Raw genomic sequence first — 15,703 nt, 5'->3', positions numbered from 1 at the left:
GGATCAATCCTCCCGCGCGACGGGTTCACTGTAGCCGTGATCCTTCAGCACCCTTGCGCGCTGCGCCGCCTTTAGATCATGAGCCGCCATTTCGGCACACATTTCCTGCACGGTGATTTCTGGCACCCAGCCCAGTTTGGCCTTGGCCTTGGCAGGATCGCCCAGCAGGGTTTCCACCTCGGCGGGGCGGAAGTAGCGCGGATCAATGCGCAGCACCACATCGCCAACCCGCAGCGCCGGAGCCTTGTCGCCGGTGATCGCCGCCACGGTGGCGATCTCATCCAGGCCGGTGCCGCTGAACGCCAGGGTGATCCCCAGTTCCGCCGCTGACCATTCGATAAACTGGCGCACCGAATACTGCACACCGGTGGCGATGACAAAATCCTCGGGCGCGTCTTGCTGCAGCATCATCCACTGCATCCGCACATAGTCCTTGGCATGGCCCCAGTCGCGCAGCGCGTCGATATTGCCCATATACAGGCAGGGCTCCAGCCCCTGGGCGATATTGGCCAAGCCGCGGGTGATCTTGCGGGTGACAAATGTCTCGCCGCGCCGGGGGCTCTCGTGGTTGAACAGGATGCCGTTGCAGGCATACATGCCATAGGCCTCGCGGTAGTTCACCGCAATCCAGTAGGCATACATCTTGGCCACCGCATAGGGGCTGCGCGGGTGAAACGGCGTGGTCTCGGTCTGCGGCGTCTCCTGCACCAGACCATAGAGTTCCGAGGTGGAGGCCTGATAAAACCGGGTCTTGCCTTCCAGCTTCAAAAAGCGGATCGCCTCGAGCAGGCGCAATGTGCCCATGGCATCCACATCGGCGGTATATTCCGGGCTCTCAAACGAGACCGCCACATGGGACTGAGCGCCAAGGTTGTAGACCTCATCGGGCTGCACCTCCGACAGGATCCGCGTCAGGTTCGAACTGTCGGTCAGATCGCCGTAATGCAGCTTGAAGCGGGCATTGTCGGTATGGGGATCTTCATAGATGTGATCCACCCGCTGGGTATTAAACGACGAGGCACGACGTTTGATGCCATGTACCTCATAGCCCTTCTCCAGCAGGAACTCCGCCAGATAGGACCCGTCCTGGCCGGTCACACCGGTAATCAGAGCTTTTTTCATGTATCATCCTTACCAAACAAAATCAGCGTTTCCCGTATGGATCACCTCGATGGGTTAGCACATCAAAATACGCGGCATCCCATGTTAAATCAGGACCGCAGGGGATACCATTCATCAAATGGCTTTTGACAACAGGCCTCCCCTGTTAGGTTATCTTTCTGCGGGCTGTCGAAGAGCTCTCAAAAAACGGAAAAACTGTTGAATTTCAAAACCCTGACACAGGCGCAGCATGACTTCCCAAAAACCGATGCCTAACTCTCTTTCCAGCGCCTCTCCCAGCCGATCCGCCCCCTCCCCCCGGCAAAACCTGCCGCGGCGCGATATTCTGTGGCTTGGGGCGCATAAGACCGGCACCACCTATCTGCAGGAGCTGCTGGCGGACTCGACCCAGGCCCTGGCCGACGCGCAGTATCTTTACATTGGCATGCAGGCCTTTCGCAGCCTCTACACCCGCCCCTTGCTATATCCTTCAGCCACAGCACAGAAAACGCCTGTCGCACCGCTGCCAAGACATGCGGAGGAGACCATGGCACGTTATCTGCTCTTTGACGAAAACATCCTCTCGCTGGTCCAGGATGCCCTCCACCCAAGTGGCCTGTATCCCGAAGGTGCAGAACGCGCCCTTCACGTAGCCACAACGCTGGATCTGGAGGCGCCCGATATCGTGCTCGGCATCCGCGGTTTTGCCCAATATCTGCCCTCGCTTTATTGCGAGGTGCTAAAATCGATGCCCTTTCGACCCTTCAGTAGTTTCAACTCCCTGCCGCTGACTGCCCTCTCCTGGTACGCTGTCATCGACCGCTTGCGGGCAGCTTTTCCACAGTCACGGCTGCGGATCTATCGCGCCGAAGACCTGCGCGGCCAAGAGACCGCCCTCCTGGCCTGGATCGCGGGTCTGCCCCCTCCGCGGATTGGACAAAACAAAGATCCACACAAGACCCCCAACAAAGCGGCGCGGCGCGAAGGGTTTTCCCATGCTGCTGTCACAGCCCTGCATCATCTGCATCAAGAAACGGGAAAGGTCAGCCCAGCGGATCTGGCCCAATGTCTTAAAAGGCATCCCAGAAGCGCCCAAAATACCGCCTATACCCCCTGGACTTCCCGCCAGTCGCACGATCTTGATCTGGTCTATCAACTGGATCTCGACGCCATCGCCAAATTGGACCGCGTCGAGATCTGGACCCCAGCCTCAGGCTAGGCCCCGCTGCGGAGGTTGCGCTGCAATGACACCTCAGCGGCGCTCTGGCCTTGCTTCAGGATGTGAAACTCTTGTCCTCGCCCTGCGATGCAAGGGTTTGCAGGGCCTGGAATTCCTGCAACGCGCGCTGTCCTTCGCTCCATCTCACCAGCTGATCCAATTGCCCGCGCCCCTGATCTTGCGCCAGTTCGATCTGCGCAAGCCGCTCCTCAAAACCCTGAAGCTGGCGCTGCACCCGCTGGTGTTGCCAGATGGCAATAACCTCGGCCAATTGCCCCTGCGCCAAGGCGCGCGCAATCCCCAAGGCCCGCTGGGCCACCACATCATGACGTAGAGCTTGCCAATCTGCTTCGGCAATGGATTTCAGAGTGTCTTCCGCCCGCATCGCATAGGTCCACTGGCTCTCAGCGCTGAGCCGCTCCATATGCCAGGCCATGTTCTCCAGCAGCCAGCGCAGTGCATCCGGGCGATATTGCGGATCCGGCAACTGCGCCACAATCCGTTCATAGTGGTCAAAGAACACCGCCAGCTCTGCCCCGGTAGCCGCCATCGTTTGCCCCGGACGCCCAATCCGGTGGCTGCACAGGGGAACATCCAGAAAGGCGATCTCCGCCGCTTTCAAACAGGTCTGCCAGTGAAACGGGTTATCTTCGTAAAAGAAATCCCCCTCGGGGAAACGGATCTTTTGCTGCTCCAGAAACCCCCGCCGATAGATCTTGCGCCAGGGCACCCCAACCATCTGCAGTGCGAGATGGCGGCGCTCCTGCAGCGTCATGCGCGCCCTCGCGCCAGACCACAAAGTATGGTCTGGAGGTTTCAAAAAACGGTCCTGGACCGCATCATAGACCCTATAATTGGCAATCAATATATCACAGGGCTGCCTTTCAAAGCGCCGCCGGGCAGCGCCAAACCCTGCCGCATCGACCCAGTCATCCCCATCGACAAAAAACACCGCCTCGCCTGTGGCCTCATTGAGGCCCACATTGCCGGCAATCCCAACCCCCCCCTGCGTATTGGCCCCCAGAAAGACCGGGCATAGGCTGACCCCCCGTCCCTCTAGTTGGCGCAGGCAGGCGGTGATTTCTTCGCAGCTCCGATCATCCGAGCCGTCATCGACTACGATCAGCTCATCCCCTGGTTCAAGACAGGGGGCCAGGCTGTCCAGGCAGGGGGCAATATAGTCCTCAATGTTCCAGGAGGTGACGATGAAGGAAAATCTCACGACCACCCCCGCCGGATATGCCCATTGATCCGATGCGCCAGATCTGGGGCGCGGTCAGCAATGAGCGTCATGGTTGCCAGGTCATGGTTGGCCAACAGGAACGCCGCGATCCGGTGCTGAAACTCGGCATGGTAGTGCTCTTCAAGCGTCAGTTGGACCCAATCAAACAGGCGCAGATAAAATGTGGTCATTGGCAGCACAAAGCGCGGGGCCTGCGCCGTCTCTCGCAGGACCTGATGCAGAGCTGAAAGGGCCTGAAACACCTCCAACCGCTCTCGGTCCCTACGGTTGGTCAACCGCCCCCCCTCCGGCGCGACAAAATGCTCGCAACACAGTGCTGCTGAGGCATAGATGTGCTTGGCCTTGAGGAAGCTGGTCCAATGCAGTTCGAGATCATTGTGCACCATGATCTCGGTGCAGCGGATATTGTGCTCCTGCAGAAAGCCGCTGCGATAGATCTTGTTCCAGGGGTAGGCGGCAATCATTGCCATCTGCTCCACCTGATCCGCGCTGATCTGTTGCGGCGTCACAGCCTGCAGCCCGGCTGACTGCCAAAGCTGCTGATCCGAATCCATCGGGCCAAGCGTTCCACGGCTGCGCTGGCGGCTGTCGATATGGCGAAACAGGCAGAAATCAAAGGCCTTGCCTTCAAGATCGCGCAGCAGGTCAACCACAGCATCGCACAGGAGGTCATCAGAATCAAAAAACAACACATGATCCGTATCCAACGCCGCTATGCCCATGTTTCGGGCATGACCAGCACCACGGTGATCTGAGCTGCGCAGATAGCAGATCCCTGCCGCAGCCTCATCAAACCCCAGGTCGGTCGGGCGACAGGGCGGATCACTCGCATCATCGCAGACCAGGATCCGTTCCGCGATCTGCAGCTGCAACAGCTGCTTCAGCAGTCGCGTCAACCCTGTGGGGTCATTACGAACCGGGATAACAACCGAAAGGGTCATACTCCAAAAAGCGAAAGATCAGTCAACGTCACCTGCCGCAGATCCGGTGGGAAGAAGAGCACCAACTCACGCCAGGGGGCCTGCGCTGGGATATCGTCCCGCTCTGCTAGTTTGATCAGATCCGCATGGGTGCTAGCGGCCCCGTAGGAAATCACCCGTTTGCCAAAAAAGGCATCCTGGAAACCCTCATCCTGGCCACTGCGCAGACAGGCCCGAAAGGTGATGGTCTCATTGGCGCGGGTCTTGCACATAAACCCCATCACATCACGCTGCGACAGATCACATTCCCCAAGCTCGATATTGAGCGACAACCAGCGTCCTGGATGCCCGGTTGTCATCTCAAGATTCAACAGCTCACCAGGGGTGCTGGTAAGAGAGGCCTTGGTATCGCTTTCGGGATCCATGGACAGAAACACACCCGGCGCAAACCGCTCTCCAACTGTGGGCTGGCAGTCTAAGTCCAACGCGCGCAAAACCGCAAGGGCGTGGTTTGCCTGAGCCTCGGCTCCGAAATCGACATTATGTTCCATCAGATCCCCTCCAAAAGGCCCACCGCCCAATCGTTTCAAATCTTTGTCTGCGCAGATGTTTAGCCATGTTACCCCTGAGAACTCAAGGCCAAGTTGCCCCCCCCTGTCTTCAACACTGCCTGTTGCAATCAATCAACGCAGGCGCTGCATTCGATCCCGGATCAGAGCCTTCAGGACCTGCATGACCTGTGTGGCACGCTGGTCCACGCGATGGTGCAACAGCACAAGACGCCGGAACGCGGCCGCTTTCTCCAGCCGTGCCGTCTCATTTGCCAGATAGTAACGCACCGCCTCTTCGACCTCATCTGCCGTGCCGCAAGTGACCACCTGCCCCATAAAGATCTCTTCGCCCTTGAAATGATCCGAAATCACCAGCGCCCCGGCCATACCTGCATCCATGATCCGATTTGACACAAAACCGCGGGCTGCCATATCGGGCCAATGATCATTTAGCACAATGCGCGAGGCCCGATAATAAGCCGCCAGCCTGTCGTTGGGCACATGGGTGCCGTGCAGATACTGTGGCGGGATCAGCCCATCCCATTCGGCACCATAGACCGCCACCGGCAGGTCGCGCGCGACACAGGCCTGCGGCATCCAACGCGTCGTCTTGCGCGAATTCCCCACAAAAAGCAGGTCATGACGCGGCGCATCCTGCAGATCCACCTGCGGGTGAAACAGATCCGGGTCAGCGCATTGCAACATCGCCGAGGCCTGCATCCCGAGGGCCGCAATCACTTGCTCAGCCTCGGGATAGGCACTGACAAAGACATGATCAAAGCCGCGCATCTCTTCCAGTGAAACCCGTGAAGGATGGCTGATATGCCACATCAGATTGACATGTCTGGGATCCGGCACATAGGGGGTCACCCCACGAAACACCAGCGTCGCATCATCCTCCGGGTGGTGGTTATACCAGTCCGGCAAAATATCGACACGTGTGCGACAGCCCAGTCTTTCCAGGGCCCGCGCCAGGCTATTGGCAAGGTGTAAATCCCCCCAGCGATGTTTGAATTCGGGCCGGGGAGCCGGAACTTTCAACGCGATCTGCATCGCCTCCTGCCCCCAGTAAAGACGCTCATTGCGGTGCCTGAGCTGCACCACGCGCGCCGCTGGTGGCGGGGGGGGCAGAACGGGAGCAGTCACGCTGGCAACAGGTGCCGGATCTTTGCCCGCCAGGTTGCTGGCTGGCAGGTCTTTGATGCGTGCACAGGCCACATAGTCAAGATGCAGCGGAGCCTTCTGCGCCGTCGCTTGCAACATGAAATCCCAGCCCGCCCCAGCCCTGAGATCAGCTGCAAAGCGCAAGCCACCATCACTCAAGCTGCGCCGGTGCACAAAGGTCGCTAGGTCAATGAAGTCACCTGCCAGCAGGTCTTCCCGGGCGTATGCCCCTCCCTTGAGCGCCCCATTCGCCTGCACCAGATCACTATAAAGACATGTCGCCTCAGGATGCTCTGCCACGGCCTTGACCACTTCGCTCAGATATCCCGGCGCCCAAAGCACATCCTGCTCCAAATAGGCGATGATCTCTCCCTGGGCGCAGTCCAGTGCTGCATTGCGTGCCGTCGCCGCATTGCCCTCACTCAAGGCCAGTAACCGCAACTGTCCGACAGCGATTTCGGTCGCAAACCGCGCCGTGACCTGCGCCAAGGTCGCATCCACTCCGGACACATCGACCAATACAACCTCCAGCGGGGCATGGCTTTGCATCAAAGCTGACGCGAGTGTCTCAACCAGAGCATTGGCAGACTGCGCCTGCTCCGCAGCGCTGACTACGGGTCCCGTTACAGGACAAATCACCGAGACCGAAGGGAACGGCCCTCCCGCCTCAGCTGCCGCCTGTGCGGCGGGGCGGTAACTGCGTGGCTGTTGCTCTGCCTGCTCAAACGGGACATCTACCGACAGCATGTCAAAACGCAGCCCCGCCAGCTGTGGCAATTGCCCCAACAGGCGCTCAATGGCATGGGACAGGGTCCCGCAAATCTGCCCGGCCTCCGCCGGAAAGTCGCGAAATGTCAGCTCCAGGTCCAGCAGCGGTTTCAACAGCTGGCTGCGACAGAAAAAGAAAGACCCTGCCGGAAAATCCGGACAGACCGCAGGCAGATCCGGCCCCCCCATGCGCGCCAGAAGATGGGCGCAAAGATCGCGAACCTTGCCATAATTTGGCGCGCGGCGCAGCAAGGGCCAATATCCCGGGGCCAGCATACCCAGCTCACAGTCGGTCGCAAAAAGATCCAGAATCTGCGCTGCCACCGCTTGTGAGCCCAAAAGCGTATGCCCCAGAAAATCAAACCAGCCTTCGTGATAACTCCCGTGTGGCGACTTTTTACTATGCAGATGCAGGAACAGATCCGACTGACGAATTTCATCCCGAAAGGTCACCAACCAAGGTGCCACATCCCGGCCCCGGTTCTCGACCTGGCGCAAAACCACCCGGCGGGCCCGCGGCAGTCCGCGTGATAAGCGATGCTGCAGACCCACGACATCTGCCCCGTCGCAGACCGAAACCAGCAAGTCAAAGTCACAAGGCAGGCGTTGCAACAGCAGAATGCAGCGCTCAATCATATCCGGGTAGAACAAATGCAGATGCACCGCCAGACGCTGTGGCCAGCCCTTTTTCTGAACAACCTCTTGCGCAGAATTCAGCTGCAGACTGTGGCGAATGGGACCATATTCTGCCCGTCCAAAGCGGCGCCCCTCAGCAACATGCCTTGTCCGATCCAGAAAGAAAGGCATCGCCCGGCGGCCCTCCGGCAGCCCAACCTCCAGATAATGCAGAAAGGGGTTGATCCCCATGGCTGCAACCTCGGGATTGGCCGCCAGATAGCCCAATGTGTCGAACCAGCGATTTGGCGACAGGCCCAGACGCCAACCATGGATCAGAAAATGTGTCGCCGCATCCTGATCCTGCGCCAGCATCTCTGCTGGTAAAACCTCTTCTCCGGGTCGGGCCTGTGCGGCACAGGCCGCCACTGTGGCCCGGTAGAAAGGCGCATCAAAATGCTGACGCGCCAGCGCCTCCAGCTCTGGTGTGATTTGCGCTCCGGCGGCGCCCAAGGTGCTTCCCCCCTGCAGGGTCATGCGGCCTCCCCGCCGCAGATCGGCAGTCCAGGTTTGAACAGCCCAGGTTCAGCCAACCTGTTCTTGCACCCAGGCCCAGGTCCCGGCGATCCCTTCATCAATGGAAACCGTTTTTTGCCAGCCCAGCTCGGTCTGCGCCCGGGTCACATCAAGCACCACGCGTGGTACGTCGAAATTACGCCCGGGCTTGTAGATCGGCTGCACATCGCCCCCCACAGTCTTGCAGATCTTTTCGACCACCTCGGCAACCGAAGCCCCTTCGCCACTGCCAGCATTGAAACTGCCGCTACCACCCGCGACCAGCGCCCGGTGGCACAGTTCCGCCAGATCGCCCACATGGATGAAATCGCGCACCACGCTGCCATCGCCCCAGACCTCGATCTGCTCCTTGCGAGCCAGCCGCCACAGATGGGTGCCGATCAGCCCCTGGATGCCGGTATGGCCCTGGCGTGGCCCATAGGGATTGGAGGCCCGCAGCGCCACATATTGCAGCCCGTGCAGCTTGTGTTCCATGAACAGGTAGTTCTCGATCGCCACCTTGACGATCCCGTAAGAGCTGATCGGGTTCAGCGGGTGATCCTCGCGCACGGGATCGGTTTGTGGCACGCCGTAAACGGTCCCCCCCGAAGACAGATAGACCATCTTGCGCACCTCGGTCGAGCGCATGACCTCCAGCAAGCGGACCATGGCAACCAGATTGCCGGTGATATCCGCTGCCGGATCCAGATTGGAGGTGGCAGGCACCGTGGTACTGGCCAGATGCACCACCGCATCAACCCCGGCCAGCGCCTCATAGATCTGCGCCGTATCGGCCAGATCGCACATCACATATTCAACACTGGGCAGAGGCGCTCGGAACATCTCGGGGCGACGATCCAACACTCGAACCTCATCCCCCTTGGCCAGCAGCGTATCCACCACATGCGAGCCGATAAAGCCGCAGCCGCCAATGACGAGAGTTTTCAAATATCCATTCCTTTTCCAGCCGACCTGCGTGCTCAATATGCCTGCAGGGAAATCGAGCATCCAAGATGTCGCTTCCCATTTACCTTCGCAACTCAGCGAAGTCTATTGATTGTGTCCCCAGGGCTTGCCCACAGGAGAGGCAAAGAGGCAGATTGCAAAACAATCTGCCAGACTTGCGATGTCCCGCCATTGGTGTAACAAGCACTCAAATTGGTACGTGATCTCAAAATTAGAGAGGCGCATGAACCCGCCAGAGGGCTAAGCGCAAAAGGGAGCCTGCGAAGCTTGATGAAGAAAATTATTTTGCATTGCGGCATGCCCAAGACCGGTTCATCAGCCCTGCAGGTTCAGCTGGCCCAAAGCCGTGAAACCCTTCTGAAACATGGCTTCGACTACCTCCCGATGGGAGATTTCAAGCAGGCCCGACAGGGGCGCATCACCTCTGGCAATGGCGCAGGGTTGGCGCGTGCCTATCTCAACCCTGAACACCCCGCCAGCCTGGCATCGCGCCGCGGCGAGCTGACGCAGAAATTCTGTGACATGATTACCGCTGGCGACCAGCACGTCATCCTGTCCAGTGAATTCTTCTCTGCCGCCCCCCGCGCTTTGTTGGGGCAGCTGGCAACGGAGCTGTCCGATTTTGGCGAAGTGCATCTGGTTTTCTTTGTGCGCGAACAACTCAATGCCCTGGCTTCGACCTACATCCAGCAGGTAAAACGGCACCTGCTCTGCCAATACCCGGATGAATTCTTCGCCAAATGGGACGGCTACAAGATCCCGATGATGTATCACAGCTACTTCACGCAGCTGGCGAAACAGGCTCCGGATGCGCAGATCATCGCCAAGCCCTACGAGCTGTCACAAAGCCATTCCGCCGGTCTGATGGGGCTGTTTCTCGACATGATCGGCGCCAAGGTGCCCGCCGCGGCCATGCCCACCGACAGCCGCATCAATCTCAGCCCCAACCCACAAGAGATCCGGCTGATGATCGAGGTCAACAAGCACCGCCCCCGGATGCAGTTCTCCGATATGCTGGTGGAGAGCAGCCATGCCGCGGGCCGCGCAAACATCCATGCCCAGCACGCCATTCTGCCCCCGGAATTTGCCGATGAAGTCAGCACTTTCTTTCGCACCGAAAACGAGGCCTTTTTTCGCGACTTTGCGCAATCGGAAAACATCTACCTCAATGCCTGGACAGACGATGATTTCATCGACCTGCGAAAGGTGACATTTGACGCTACCAGCGTCATTGACATCCTGTCGGGCCTGCTGGTCAATCTGGATCAGCGACTGGCGAAACTCGAAAACACCGCCTAGACACCATGGATCAAGACGCAATGACTGCCACGCCCATCAAAGAACTCACCATCGTTCTGGCCTCCCAGAGGTCGGGATCGACCGTTCTGTGTCAGGATGTCACCGCCGTTGGCGGCCTTGGTGTTCCGAACGAGTATTTCCTCAAACTCATCGGCAAGAACAAACCGCAGAACCCCGGCGAACAGCCCGTTCTGGAGGCCATCCTCCAGGGGCAGGACCCCGCGCGCCCCGAAGCGGCCGCCATCAAGATGATGCTCAACCAGGCGCCGCCCATCGCCACCTATATCGATGGCGCTGCGCCGCTGCCCCCCGCCCAGGCCACCCAGCGCGTGATCGACTGGGCCCGCGACCGTTTCGAACGGGTCGCCATCATCGCCCTGGTGCGTGACAACAGCCTGGATCAGGCCATTTCCAAGGCGGTAGCCAATGCATCTCAGACCTGGCATCAGGACAGCGAGGCTAAAAAGAATGAAAAGGCCGGGAAACCCGCGCAGGATTTCGACCACAGCTCGGACAGCTTTCAGCTGGAGATCCTGAAGGCCCTGCCTCTGTTCATCCGCCAGAAGAAGATCATCCAGAAAATCGTGCGCCAGAATACCGATATCGCGCATCTGCTGCGGTATGACGATATCTCGGCCCAGCCCGACGAGACCGCCCAGGCCATTGCCGCGCATACGCGCGCCCTCGGGTTTTCCCCGCAGGGCCAGCCAAGCAACCGCACCCTGAAGAAACTGGTGGACAGCGACCGTTCGGCTCAGATCAAGGCCAGTTTCCGCGCCTTCGTGGAGCGCCATAGTGGCTAGCTACGGCGACAGAACGCATCGTCTCAACCTTTGATCTCTCTGTTATACCAATTGATGATCGTCTTGTTCAGCTGCGTCCGGTTTCCGTCCACCAATGGAATCTTGTTCAGCTTCTTCAGAAGCTTCATCAGCACCTGATCCTGCTGGCGGTTGCGACGCTCGACCTGGGCCATCTCATCCAGACCCACACCAAGAACCTGCAGAATATTTTCCAGGCAATCGGGTCCGTATTCGATGACGTTCACGTCAAAGAATTCCGACCAGGCCTGCTGCTTCTTCAGCCCCTTGTCCTGCACATTTCCTTGTTCTTCGGGGATAGACCGTGCCTGTCCGGTCTTGACCAGGTGTTCCATCATCGAGCGGCGCCACTCTTTTGCGTCCCGGTAGACGAAAATCGGCACGACGTCATGGCCTGCAAAAAAATCCTTCACAAACCGCACGGCATCCCCGGACAGCGACGAAAAGGCCTCGCTCGACAACAGAACCGCTTCTTCCTCCGTGTCCTGCAGGTATGTTTTCAATTTCCCCCAGATTTCATCGCGGTCAATCTGCGCCTTCGGGGCAAACTCGGGCCATTGCGGCAGCAGCGAAAACGGCAGCTGGTGCTGCGCAATCCCCTTTTCAGGGTGCAGCAAGGCAATGCGGGGGTAATCTATGCCATGTTTCAAAAGCACATCCCTGTTCGCCATCATCATGCTTTGGAATGTCGTCGTGCCCGTTCGCGAATCCCCGATGTGCAGAAATATCTTCATAATCATCCTTCTTTCTTTTGCTCGGAACCTCACCTTAGGGCAGGTTTATTCTTTCCAGATGCGCGCGTCGACCGCATCATAAAGTTCAGCATATCTGTCCACCATGCGCTCCAGGCGGAACTCCGCATCGAACCGCTTCTGCGCATTCTGTGACAGGCGCGCACGTTCTGCCGGGTCCAGCAGGCGGTGCAGCGCCGCAACTAGGGCTGCCATGTCGATACCCTCGCCCTCCAAGGGCACCAGAATACCAGCGGCCTCCTCTCCGGTGCCGACGATACTGGCGATCTCGCCGATGGTGCTGGCCACCAGGGGCAGCCCCTTGGCCATCATCTCGATCAGCACCAGCGGCAGGCTCTCGCCGACGAAATAGCTGGGCAGCAGCCCCACATCGGCAATCGCCAGATAGTCCTGCAGGTTGGAGACCTGCCCCATCAGATGCACATGGTCGGGCGCCATCTCACGGATCTCATCAGCACTTGGCCCCTCTCCGATCAGCATCAGATCCACCGTCTGGCCCTCGGCGTTCAGCAGCTTGGTCAGCTCCACCGCCTCCATCCAGCCCTTGGAGGGGATCGCCCGCGACGCCAGGCACATGACCAGCGCCTCTGGGCGCAGCCCCAGAGCAGCGCGGTCCAGCTGCTGGCCGATCGGCTCTTCGGCCATGCCGTTTGGAATGCGCGACAACCGGGCAGGGCGATCATAGGTGTCATAGACCGCCAGGTTCTTGTCGGCGGTATAGACCCAGGCATCGGCACGGTTGATCATCCGGGTCAGGCGCTCGGGGAAACTGCGGTCGATACCGGGGTGTTTCAGCAGGGTTTCATGGCAGCCATGCATAGAAATCACCCAGGGGATATGCGCCGGCAGGGCCTCACGGGCGTTATCCACCAGGGCATCCGCCCACCAGATGCTCGAGTGAATGACATCAATGTCATAGCGCGTCACAATTTCAGCCAAGTCAAAGCCGGGCTCATTGGCGTGATAGAGCGCCACCTCGGAGTTCAGCTTGGACACCACCGCCGTATGGGTCGGCTGCGAATGGGCATTGACCAGCACCACACGCCCGCCCCGGCGATGCCATTCATTGGCCAGCGAAATCGCAAACATCTGTCCGCCGCCGGGGCTGAGGTCCGGCGCAATCACCGCCAAGGCTGGCAGGGCTTTGGCCGGAGCCGCCAGCTCTGGCAGCGCCGAACGATCGGGTACATTAAAGCGGTTGATATCCTGTTCCAGGAATTGACTGATCTGCGCCTGTGCCGCCTCATTCTGGTGGTAGGTCCCACCAATATAGCCACGCACATCGGCCAGCTCATTGAAATAGCGCAGGGAGCCTTCCAGCTTATGGGTGACCGTGCTGCCATGGCGACGGTGATAATTCAGCGGCGCAGCGCAAAAGCCAACCAGCCCCCCCTTCATTGCCCGGATATAGAAGAACCAGTCGCCACACAGGCGCATGCCCGTCACCATCTCGACAAAGGCCGGATCCGGATCAAAGCGGCGCATCAGCACCGCGCTGGCATTGGGAATGGTATTGGCGATCCCGAGACCTTCGTTGGCCTCTTCATGATCGGTAGAAATGAAATCTCCGTTCCAGCGCCCAGGGTTGATGCGGTCGAGATAGATCGACGGATAGTCACCAATCACCGTACCATCCGCCTGCACCGGCACCGACATACAAGAGGCCAGCCGGAGATTGCGGTCATCAAAAAGCGGCAGCAGGGTGGTCAGCAGAGTGTCTTCACACCAGTCATCCGCCTCGGCCAGCCAGACGATGTCAGCCTCGGCCATCTCCATGCCCCGCAGCCACTGGGCAAAGGGCGAGCCGGAGTTGTCCTCGTTCAGCACCACCCGGGTTCCGGCCCGGGTCTTGCCAAAGCTCTCCAGCAGCGCAGGGGAGCCGTCGGTTGAGGCATCATCCAGCAGGATCAGTTCGAAATCCTGGAACTGCTGGGCCGTGATGCTCTCCAGCCGCTGCGGCAGATAGTCTTCGTAATTGTAGTTGGGCAGCACCACGCTGACCTCCGGAGCCAATCCGGCAACCTGGCGCAGGTAATGCAACAGGATCGGCCCCACCGCATTGATGGTATGCGTATTGGCGACCTGATCACGCCCCAGCTGCCCATCCCGGGCCCGCGCGGCCGCGTCGCGGCCATAGCGCAGTATCGCCTCCCCCATGGCCTCAATATCCATAAAGGGGACAGCCACTCCACTGCCGTGCTGGACAAAATCAGCAATCCCGCCAGCATCCTGGAAACAGACCAGCGGCGCCCCGGCCTGGGCCGCATAAAGCGCCACCAAGGGGAAAGGATCCTCCTGTGAACTGAGCAAGAAGATATCGGCCCCGGCCAGCTTTGCCGCCACCTCCGGCTCATAGCCGGTAAAGCGGACCCGGTCGGCGATACCAGCCTCTTGAACCTGCTGGATGCAGGCTTCTTCGTCGGGACCTCCGCCCAGCCAGATGAACTCCGCATCCAGCCCAGCGGCCAGAACCTGCTGCGCCGTCTCGATGAACTTATCCGGAGACTTGCGCCAGTGTAAGACGCCACAGCCCATGACCAGGATACGGTCCTCCGGCACATCAAAGACAGCCCGCGCCGCCGCACGACGGGCAGAGCCATCCTCGGCCGGCAAGGCCTCAATGAAACTATAAGCCGACGTCAACCGCGCCGCATCAAACCCAAAATCGCCTTTCAGCGCGGCAAAAACACCCGGTCCGCCACTAATCACATGATTGGCGCGATCACGCACCAGGCCCACTTCCTCCGGGTAGCGCTCCAGAATCTGCGGCAATTCGTGAATGAAAGCCACGCTAGGGGTCTCTGCCTGCCAGTATTTGTAGAAGCTACCGCTGGCGATGGAATTGACAAAAATGGCCTGAACATCGTCTCCAGCCCAGTCTGCCAGTGCCGCAGCCCGATCTTCTTCGGCATGGTCCGACAGCACAAAGACCGGCCCAATATTCTCAAACTCATAGCGAAAATGGCCACCGTTGACCGCAACAATTGCCACTTCAAACCGGGTCGAGGCCTGTAGCCAATCGGCAAACAACCGCAGCACAGTCTGCGCGCCGCCCAGTTGGGTGTCATGTGTGACCAGCAAAATCCGACCGCGCCGCCCCTCGGCCCGTAACCCATCAACAGTCTCCTGCTCTAGGGCAGCATCCGGCACCACATTTACCCCGCCTAGCTCCAGATAAAGCGGCGCCCGATCCTGGCCCTCATCCTTGGCGACATATCCCGCATGAGGCAACAGCCCCTCACGCCAACCCGCCTGCAGATAATGGCTCAGCGGCTCGATGCCAGCCTCAGCAACATCCCGGTATGTGTCCAGATACCAGGCAGTATCAAACAGCGGGTGCAGGCTGCGCCCCTCACGCCAGCCTGTCTGCAAGTAATGCCACCAAGGATCCACATCTGCGGCCAGCAGATCCGGGTTCTGCTGCAAGTACCACACTGGATTAAAGAGCCAATGCGGGCTCCGTAACTCGCGCCACCCCTTGGTGAGATAATGCCGGACCGGTTCCTCTCTCTGATCCGAGAGCTCGGAACAATGCTGCAGATACCAGTCCACATCAAACAATGGATGCGGATTACGCCCCTCGCGCCAGCCAAACAGGCTGTAATGCTTAAGCGCTCCCCCCGCAAACTCGGCAACGTCAGGGTTTTCTGAGAGATACCAATCAGGAGACAGCAGCGCGTCGATAGAAGGCATGAGGTTCATTTCTCTGTTCGTTACCAATCTCCGACC

The 15,703-nt window shown here is 59.3% G+C and carries 11 protein-coding genes; 3 read left to right on the top strand and 8 right to left on the bottom strand.

Annotated elements, in window-relative coordinates:
* Positions 1–3: 3 nt before the first annotated feature.
* On the bottom strand, positions 4–1,122 hold the full coding sequence (gmd, locus tag N1037_21640; GenBank protein UWS81821.1) for a GDP-mannose 4,6-dehydratase: 1,119 nt from the start codon (positions 1,120–1,122) through the stop codon (positions 4–6).
* 229 nt (positions 1,123–1,351) lie between these two features.
* On the opposite strand from gmd, the gene N1037_21635 reads away from it, so the two are divergent.
* Positions 1,352–2,320 (top strand): hypothetical protein, encoded by a 969-nt coding sequence (locus N1037_21635; protein ID UWS81820.1) that lies wholly within the window; start codon positions 1,352–1,354, stop codon positions 2,318–2,320.
* Positions 2,321–2,375: 55 nt separating this feature from the next.
* Here the strand turns inward: N1037_21635 and N1037_21630 are convergent, their stop codons facing one another.
* The 5 genes from N1037_21630 to N1037_21610 all read right to left on the bottom strand — a co-directional run bounded on the left by N1037_21630 (position 2,376) and on the right by N1037_21610 (position 9,084).
* Complete coding sequence (locus N1037_21630; GenBank protein UWS81819.1) at positions 2,376–3,542, bottom strand: glycosyltransferase; 1,167 nt, start codon at positions 3,540–3,542, stop codon at positions 2,376–2,378.
* Positions 3,539–4,504, bottom strand: a complete 966-nt coding sequence (locus N1037_21625; GenBank protein ID UWS81818.1) for a glycosyltransferase family 2 protein — start codon at positions 4,502–4,504, stop codon at positions 3,539–3,541. Before N1037_21625 ends, N1037_21630 begins: the two co-directional genes overlap by 4 nt.
* Positions 4,501–5,034, bottom strand: coding sequence for a hypothetical protein (locus N1037_21620; protein ID UWS81817.1), 534 nt, complete (start codon positions 5,032–5,034; stop codon positions 4,501–4,503). The genes N1037_21625 and N1037_21620 overlap by 4 nt, the downstream gene beginning before the upstream one ends.
* Positions 5,035–5,166: 132 nt before the next feature.
* The gene (locus tag N1037_21615; GenBank protein UWS81816.1) at positions 5,167–8,118 is read right to left on the bottom strand and encodes a glycosyltransferase; all 2,952 of its coding nucleotides are present in this window, start codon (positions 8,116–8,118) and stop codon (positions 5,167–5,169) included.
* 48 nt (positions 8,119–8,166) lie between these two features.
* Positions 8,167–9,084: an NAD-dependent epimerase/dehydratase family protein gene (locus N1037_21610; protein ID UWS81815.1), complete on the bottom strand. Its 918-nt coding sequence runs from the start codon at positions 9,082–9,084 to the stop codon at positions 8,167–8,169.
* Between the two features lie 288 nt (positions 9,085–9,372).
* Between N1037_21610 and N1037_21605 the strand changes: the two genes are divergently transcribed.
* On the top strand, positions 9,373–10,401 hold the full coding sequence (locus N1037_21605; GenBank protein UWS81814.1) for a hypothetical protein: 1,029 nt from the start codon (positions 9,373–9,375) through the stop codon (positions 10,399–10,401).
* 20 nt (positions 10,402–10,421) lie between these two features.
* Entirely contained in the window at positions 10,422–11,204 is a 783-nt protein-coding gene (locus tag N1037_21600; protein ID UWS81813.1) for a Stf0 sulfotransferase family protein, read from the top strand.
* 23 nt (positions 11,205–11,227) lie between these two features.
* Here the strand turns inward: N1037_21600 and N1037_21595 are convergent, their stop codons facing one another.
* Entirely contained in the window at positions 11,228–11,956 is a 729-nt protein-coding gene (locus N1037_21595; GenBank protein ID UWS81812.1) for a hypothetical protein, read from the bottom strand.
* A gap of 45 nt (positions 11,957–12,001) precedes the next feature.
* Complete coding sequence (locus N1037_21590; protein ID UWS81811.1) at positions 12,002–15,667, bottom strand: glycosyltransferase; 3,666 nt, start codon at positions 15,665–15,667, stop codon at positions 12,002–12,004.
* Positions 15,668–15,703 lie beyond the last annotated feature (36 nt).

This window comes from Phaeobacter sp. G2, assembly GCA_025163595.1.
Classification (GTDB): domain Bacteria; phylum Pseudomonadota; class Alphaproteobacteria; order Rhodobacterales; family Rhodobacteraceae; genus Pseudophaeobacter.
Note: the sequence above shows the minus strand (reverse complement) of the source record. Positions and strands in the feature narration are given on the sequence as shown.

Coding starts and splice junctions, on each gene's coding strand:
- gmd (UWS81821.1), bottom strand. CDS start 1,122: ATGAAAAAAGCTCTGATTACCGGTGTGACCGGCCAGGACGGGTCCTAT.
- N1037_21635 (UWS81820.1), top strand. CDS start 1,352: ATGACTTCCCAAAAACCGATGCCTAACTCTCTTTCCAGCGCCTCTCCC.
- N1037_21625 (UWS81818.1), bottom strand. CDS start 4,504: ATGACCCTTTCGGTTGTTATCCCGGTTCGTAATGACCCCACAGGGTTG.
- N1037_21620 (UWS81817.1), bottom strand. CDS start 5,034: ATGGAACATAATGTCGATTTCGGAGCCGAGGCTCAGGCAAACCACGCC.
- N1037_21615 (UWS81816.1), bottom strand. CDS start 8,118: ATGACCCTGCAGGGGGGAAGCACCTTGGGCGCCGCCGGAGCGCAAATC.
- N1037_21605 (UWS81814.1), top strand. CDS start 9,373: ATGAAGAAAATTATTTTGCATTGCGGCATGCCCAAGACCGGTTCATCA.
- N1037_21600 (UWS81813.1), top strand. CDS start 10,422: ATGACTGCCACGCCCATCAAAGAACTCACCATCGTTCTGGCCTCCCAG.
- N1037_21595 (UWS81812.1), bottom strand. CDS start 11,956: ATGAAGATATTTCTGCACATCGGGGATTCGCGAACGGGCACGACGACA.
- N1037_21590 (UWS81811.1), bottom strand. CDS start 15,667: ATGCCTTCTATCGACGCGCTGCTGTCTCCTGATTGGTATCTCTCAGAA.